This window comes from Mycobacterium sp. NGS34 (genome assembly GCF_059812845.1).
The window spans coordinates 1-3415 of sequence record NZ_JCALDM010000041.1 but is presented as its reverse complement, the minus strand read 5'-3'; the positions used below and the strand labels follow the sequence as shown (position 1 = coordinate 3415).

Annotated in this window: 4 protein-coding genes and 1 pseudogene; 4 read left to right on the top strand and 1 reads right to left on the bottom strand. The window is 65.0% G+C overall.

From position 1 onward, the window contains the following. From AC5Y7V_RS31215 to AC5Y7V_RS31200, 4 genes and pseudogenes are all read left to right on the top strand, one after another. Positions 1–493: hypothetical protein (locus AC5Y7V_RS31215; RefSeq protein ID WP_083420726.1), on the top strand; the 493-nt coding region annotated here is incomplete at its 5' end. 94 nt (positions 494–587) lie between these two features. Beyond that, on the top strand, positions 588–806 hold the full coding sequence (locus AC5Y7V_RS31210; RefSeq protein ID WP_047040755.1) for a hypothetical protein: 219 nt from the start codon (positions 588–590) through the stop codon (positions 804–806). Next, entirely contained in the window at positions 803–1225 is a 423-nt protein-coding gene (locus AC5Y7V_RS31205; protein ID WP_156525812.1) for a hypothetical protein, read from the top strand. Before AC5Y7V_RS31210 ends, AC5Y7V_RS31205 begins: the two co-directional genes overlap by 4 nt. A gap of 114 nt (positions 1226–1339) precedes the next feature. After that, positions 1340–2413 (top strand): annotated as a pseudogene (locus AC5Y7V_RS31200) (ISL3 family transposase); the annotation flags it as partial. Between the two features lie 267 nt (positions 2414–2680). Here AC5Y7V_RS31200 and AC5Y7V_RS31195 read toward each other — a convergent pair. Further along, positions 2681–3352 carry an IclR family transcriptional regulator gene (locus AC5Y7V_RS31195; RefSeq protein WP_255642420.1) on the bottom strand — a complete coding sequence of 224 codons (672 nt, stop codon included), beginning with the start codon at positions 3350–3352 and terminating at the stop codon, positions 2681–2683. Positions 3353–3415 lie beyond the last annotated feature (63 nt).

The following is a 3415-nucleotide window of genomic DNA, read 5'->3' as shown; positions in this document are numbered from 1 at the left end:
GTGTGCCTGCGGCGCGGACGATCTGCGGCGGGACGAACCACCCGAGACTCCCCTTCCGTCGTACCGGAAGCACTCCGAAAAGACCAGGACTTTGAACAACCTGAAGGACAGACCCATGACCACAAACTCCTCAGATCTGGCCCTCACGGTCGCCGTCACCCACCGTGGCGCTGGAAAAGAAGCCTTCGCGCACCTAACGCGGGGTGAATCCCTGGCCATGATTCCGCCGTTGATCCTCGAACTTTCCGGCAGGATCAGCCGCCGGGCTGCGCTCCTAGAGGCGTCATCAATCGACGCGGCCCACAGTTCCGATGACCTGGCCGCCCTCGCCTGGATTCAGCAATCCCTGGAAGATGTTGAAGCCACCATCATGGGACTGTCGGAGGTAAACCGCCGCCGTTCTGCAGCGTTCCACGGTCCTGCCCCTTCTTCTGCCGGAAGCCTTGGTCCCCTAGGTTCCGCCGGGGCCGCCGGGATTTGGGCCCTGGCTTGATCATGCCGGCGGGCTGCCGCTCCTCCGTTCCGTCCCAGGGACATTTGGCGTGTCCCAAAGTACTGATCACCGCCCTCAGATTAAGGATTTGACCATGCACGCAGCACCCGGTTGTCTCGTCGTCGCCGTTCACACCCGAAAAGAACTGGACGCCGCCCTGGATGAAGCGGTGGATCTGCTGAAGCCGGCGGCGATGGCTGAACACGTCGGCATCTCGGTGGCCCGCCTCGCCCCGGGCCGCTATGAAGCGCGCCTGGACAGCGACGTTCCACGCGGTGTGACACTCGAAAGGTGGGGGAGCGGGCTGCGATGAACGGACAGCAGAGCGATCTCTCCGGCGCGCCGGCTGGCAGCGTTTTTAGCATGGTCTGCCCCGCCGCCCGCCAGGCCGGCTGTTCCCTGCGTACGGCGGCTCTCGGCGCAGCGCCGGGGAGGAATGGGTTGAAAGAGTCGCTGACAGAATGCGAAATCGAAGTCTTCCTGTCCCTGGCCCGCGGGCACCGCATCGCTGTGAGGGATCATGAAACCGGGGCATTGTGGTACGGGCGGGTTGACATGACGTTTCCGGAACACGGATTTGTCTGGGTCATCACGGACGTCGGTGAGCGGAAGTTGCTCGACGTTGGCGTGCACACAATCTGGCGGCCGGAGGAGTCCGGCGCCTGCGGCCGCGTTCGCCGGGAAGCCGGTCGCCTTGGGCCTTCGACGATGAGCAGGGTGAGGGCCGTCTGACGCCGGGGGCAGGGCGTGGCCGCATGCAGCTGCGGCGTGGTGCGGCAGGAAAGAGGTCAGGGCCTCTTTGAATTGGTCGCGACCAAGCAACCAATACCCAAAAGAGACCCTGACATGAATAACTCTATGTCGTGTTCCGGTGGCCGCTGGTGCACGCGCGCGGATGCGCTGCTCGGTGTCGAGGGCGTCCGCGTCAGCTCCGTCACGGCAACCGGTACCGGCCTGCTTCTGGGCGTCGAAACCGGGGAGAACGTCACCGGCTGCGCCGACTGCGGCGTCATCGCGGTCGGGCATGGACGCCGCCAGGTCCGTCTCCATGACATTCCCTGTTTCGGCCGCCCGGTGCGGCTGCTGTGGGCCAAACGTGTCTGGCGGTGCCCGGACCCGGACTGCCCGAGAACGACGTTCACAGAGGAGCACCCGCTGGCAGGACCACGGGCGAAGCTCACCGCCAGGGCCGCCGGGTGGGCGACCGATGCGCTCCAGCATTTCGACACCTCGGTCTCCGCCTTGGCCCATCAGCTCGGCGTCTCCTGGCACACCGTCTGGGACGCGGTCAGGATCGAAGCCACCCGGCGGATCGCATCGACCGGCCGGCTGACCGGGGTAGATGCGCTCGGGGTCGATGAGCATGTCTGGTCCCACACCGGCCCGCCCGGAACCGGCATGGTCACCGGGATCGTGGACCACACCCGCGACCCCGCGGGGGTGGTGCACGCCAGGTTGCTTGACCTGGTTCCGGGCCGGTCGGGGAAGGCCTATGCGGACTGGCTCAAAGAACGCGGCGCAGGGTTCACTGCCGGGATCAAGACCGCCGCGCTGGATCCGTTCCGCGGCTACGCGAACGCGATCCGTGACGAGCTGCCCGAAGCCATCGCCGTTCTGAACGCGTTCCATGTCGTGAAGCTCGGCTCGGCCATGATCGACGAGGTCCGCCGCCGGGTCCAGCAGGACACCCTGGGACACCGCGGCCGCAAGGGCGACCCGCTCTACGGAATCCGTCGAACCCTGCAGATCGGCGCCGAACACCTCACCGACAAACAAGCCGCCCGGCTCGATGCTAAGCTCAGCGCCGGGGATCACGGCCACGAAGTCACCCTGGCCTGGCAGTGCTACCAGAAGCTCCGCAACATCTACCACGCCCGCCCGGAGCGGGGCCGGGAACTCGTCAACGAAGTAATCACATCATTCCCGACCTCCCCATCCCGGAAGTCGCCCGACTCGGGCGGACACTCAATGGAAGACAGCGATCCTAGCCTACTTCGACACCCACGGCGCTTCCAACGGACCCACCGAAGCGATTCAATGGCGTCATCGAAACCACCCGCCGAATCGCCCGCGGCTTCCGCAACTTCACCAACTACAGACTCAGATGCCTACTGGCCGCCGGCGGCCACCGCCCCTACCGGAACAAACAGACCAACCATGCCTAAACGCGAAGCCGCTTTAAGTCTTCTAGACCAGGCGCCCCTGGAGTTCTTCTGCGGCTGCCCGGAGCATGCCCCCGAGGTCGCTGCGAAGCTCCTCCGACATGCGGTGGGCCGGCACAGATACGTTGATTCCGTAGACAGTGCCGCTTGGGCCGGCAACCGCGGCGGCGACCGATGTCACCCCGTCTTCGCTCTCTTCGCGGCTATTTGCGTAACCCCTGTGCCGGATTTCGTCGAGCTCCCTTTCAAGGTCCGACCTGGAGGTAATTGAGTTGGTAGTCAGCTTGGGGAGTTCCTGCCCTGGGTACAGATTCCGCAGCTGCTTCTCACCGAGGAGGCTCAGCATCGCTTTACCAGTCGCAGTGCAGTTTGCTGGCAAGGTGAGGCCCTGGCGGGAACCGACGCGGACCGCTCGCCTGCTTTCGATGGCGTCGATGAATTGGACGTCAGTCCTCTCAAGCCTGGCGAAGTGGACGGTTTCTCCCGTTTGTTCGAAGATCCGCTCGAGGACCGGCCGGGCCAGTGTCCGGATGTCCACCTGCCGTCTGATCGCAAAGGCAATCGAGCTCAGCGCCTGCCCAGGTTCGTAGGCCCGGGTCGCCGGGTTCTGCCGAACGAAGCCACGGTAGAGAAGCATGCCCATCAGCCGGTGCGCCGTCGACGACGCCACGCCCAAGTAAGTGCTGGCATCGGTCAGCCTGATGCTGGGCTGGGTTTCGAACAGCAGGAGCAGCCGCAGGGCGTTATCAACAGACTCGAT

Coding starts and splice junctions, on each gene's coding strand:
- AC5Y7V_RS31205 (WP_156525812.1), top strand. CDS start 803: ATGAACGGACAGCAGAGCGATCTCTCCGGCGCGCCGGCTGGCAGCGTT.
- AC5Y7V_RS31210 (WP_047040755.1), top strand. CDS start 588: ATGCACGCAGCACCCGGTTGTCTCGTCGTCGCCGTTCACACCCGAAAA.